Annotated in this window: 2 protein-coding genes; both read left to right on the top strand. The window is 67.6% G+C overall.

Going from position 1 to position 3,055, the window contains the following annotated elements; all coding sequences use genetic code 11:
- The first annotated feature begins 721 nt into the window (after positions 1-721).
- On the top strand, positions 722-1,660 hold the full coding sequence (locus LI92_RS20670) for a bile acid:sodium symporter family protein (RefSeq protein ID WP_046322215.1): 939 nt from the start codon (positions 722-724) through the stop codon (positions 1,658-1,660).
- Positions 1,657-3,055, top strand: a 1,399-nt coding sequence (locus tag LI92_RS20675) for an arylsulfatase (RefSeq protein WP_046322217.1), incomplete at its 3' end; no start/stop codon positions are given. The genes LI92_RS20670 and LI92_RS20675, both read left to right, overlap by 4 nt.

Consider the following 3,055-nt stretch of genomic DNA (forward strand, 5'->3'; position numbering starts at 1 on the left):
GATGACCGCCTTCTTGTGCTTCGTGGTAGCCCACTTGGAATGGCCGCTCATCGATCACCTACCTCACTGTCGCAAAAAAAATCGGCGCGACGAGTCTACGCGGGCGCGTCGGAACCGCCTGCGGACAACGTCGGCGTGCGACCCGCTCCCCCGATTCCCGCCCGCGGCCCACGCTCGGCGTCGCGATTCGGCTCAGAAAGATTCCAGCCTGCGCTGCCCTGGGGCCTACTGTAGCCAGCCGGCGCGCGCCACCGTAAGACCGGCGGGCGGCCGCCCACGAGGGGCGGCATCCGCGCGCGGGCCGGTGAACCGAGGTGGCGTACGGCTGCGGCGCGATGCGGTGTCCGCCGGGCAGCGTCGACCCACCGGCCATGCTCGCCCACACTTCCTTAATACCGTTGCGGTACATGGTTTTTCTCCGCTGATCCATTTTCGCGCCGACGACTTCCCAGCCCTGCTCGGCGGCTCCGCCGCCAGGCCCCAGCACCCTGAGACCACCGGCGGTCCCGCTGCCGGCGGGTCGGCGCCACCCGAACCGGCACCGGCTACCGCGGGGCCGAATTGGTTTGCTGGGCCAGTCGTTTTCAACGCAGCGGCCACTGCACGGCCAGAGCCGGAAATCGGCCGGGTGCGGCAAGCTGAGTGGCCACTGCAGCTTTGCGCCGGCGCCGGGGGCCGCTTGACCGCCACGGCGTCTGCGCACCAACACCGTGGAGCACCCATGGACAACCGGTTCTTTCCCTTGGTCGTCGTAACGGCCATGCTCGCGCTGGGAATGACCCTGACCGTCGCGGACTTCCGGCGGGCAGCCGCGCTCAAACGCCCACTGGCGGTTGCCCTGCTCTGTCAGGCGCTGGTGCTGCCGGCGCTGTGCCTGCTGATCGCCGAAGCGTTCAGCCTGCCGGCGAAGCTTGCCATCGGCCTGATGCTGATATCCGCCGTCCCCGGCGGTCTGCTGGCGAATGTGTTCAGTCACTTGGTGAATGGCGATCTGGCACTCAATCTCACCCTCACCGCGATCAACGCCGTACTGTCCATCGCGTCGCTGCCGGCAATTCTCGCGTTCTCGATCACCTGGTTCACCGGCGAGGGACGCAGCATCCCGCTGCAGTTGGACAAGTTCGTCGCGGTCGTCGGGCTGGTGCTCATCCCCACCGCGATCGGCGTCGCGATCCGGGAACGCTTTCCCGATCTGGCCCGCCGGCTCAAGCGGCCCGTTCGGGTCGCCGCCGCGGCGCTTCTGGTAGCCGTCTCCGTGGCGGCGATCGTCGGCGGACGATCGACGGTGGCGAACAACCTCGGCGCGCTCAGCGGAGCGGTGGTGACGTTCTGCACCGTCAGCCTGACCGTCGGCTATCTCGTGCCTCGCTGGATGAAGCTGGCCCCACGCCAGGCTATCGCCATCAGCCTCGAGATCGGTATGCACAACGCCATGGTCGCCACGGCCATCGCACTGAGTCCGCAACTGCTCGACAGCGCCGAAATCAGCACGGTGCCGGCGCTGTACGGCGTCATCGCTCCCATCATCGCTTTGTTGCTGGTGGCCACGGTGCGCCGAGTCGATCCGGCATACCGGCAAGACCGCCGATCCCCGACCGATTCCGCCGACAGCGTGATATCTGGCAATCGGCACCTCGTCACGAAAGGCGACACCCCATGACCCAGCCACAGCGCCCGCCGCAGGACGCACCCAACGTCGTGGTGATCCTGCTCGACGATCTCGGGTTCGCCCAATTCGGCTGCTACGGATCGGACATCTCGACTCCGACGATCGATCGTCTGGCTTCCGGCGGCCTGCGCTACAACCGGTTTCACGTCACGGCCCTGTGTTCGCCGACTCGAGCGGCGCTGCTGACCGGCCGTAATCACCACGCGGTGGGGATGGGGTTCCTCGCCGATCTGCCCACCACACATCCGGGCTACACCTCCCATATCCCGCGCTCGGCGGCCACGCTGCCGCGAATCCTGCGCGACGCGGGATGGAACACCCTGGCGGCTGGGAAATGGCATCTGGTGCCACGCGGCGAACGCGGCGCCGCCGGCCCCTTCGACCAATGGCCGTTGGGCCTGGGTTTCGAGCGCTACTACGGTTTCCTCCGGGGCGACGCCAATCAGTGGGCTCCGGAGTTGGTGCGCGACAATTCGTTCGTCGACCCGCCCGCCCGGCCCGACGAGGGCTACCACCTGACCGAGGACCTCGCCGACGAGGCGATCCGAATGATCTTGAGCCAACAGGCCAACGCTCCCGGCAAGCCCTTCTTCCTGTACTTCACCCCGGGCGCCATGCACTCACCGCACCATGTGGAGCGCTCCTGGGCGGACGCCTACGCCGGTAAATTCGACGCGGGATGGGATCGTTGGCGCGACGAGTTGTTCGCTCGGCAGGGGCAGTCCGGCGTCGTCCCGTCCACAGCCACCTTGACTCCCCGTCCGCCGTGGGTGCCGGCCTGGGACGACCTGAGTGCCGACGAGCGCCGGCTCTACGCCCGCATGCATGAGGTTTACGCCGGCTTCCTCAGCCACACCGACGCGCAGATCGGCCGGGTGGTCGACACCCTCGAACGCATCGGGGTGCTCGACAACACGCTGATCCTGTTGATGTCCGACAACGGCGCCAGCGCCGAGGGCGGCGTATCCGGAACCGTCAACGAACACCGATTCACCCACCGGGTGCGCGATGACCTCGCCGAGAACCTGGCGCAGCTCGACGAGTGGGGCGGGCCCCGGACCTACCCGCACTATGCGTGGGGCTGGGCGTGGGCGGGCAACACGCCGTTTCGGCTGTGGAAGCGCTACACCTGGCTCGGCGGCACCCGCGTACCGTTCATCGCGCACTGGCCCAAGGGAATTGACCAGGGCGGTGGCGTCCGTGGGCAATTCGCTCACGCCATCGACGTCCTTCCCACCGTGCTCGATGTGTGCGGCATCAGCGCCCCCGAATCCGTTGACGGCGTTGTGCAGCAACCGGTACAGGGCGCCAGCCTGCGGCCCTCCTTCACCGATCCGGGTGCACCCAACCCGCGCTCGGTGCAGTACCTGTCTCTTATACACATCT

The organism is Mycobacterium sp. UM_Kg1 (genome assembly GCF_000972925.1).
In the GTDB taxonomy this organism is placed as follows: domain Bacteria; phylum Actinomycetota; class Actinomycetes; order Mycobacteriales; family Mycobacteriaceae; genus Mycobacterium; species Mycobacterium hiberniae.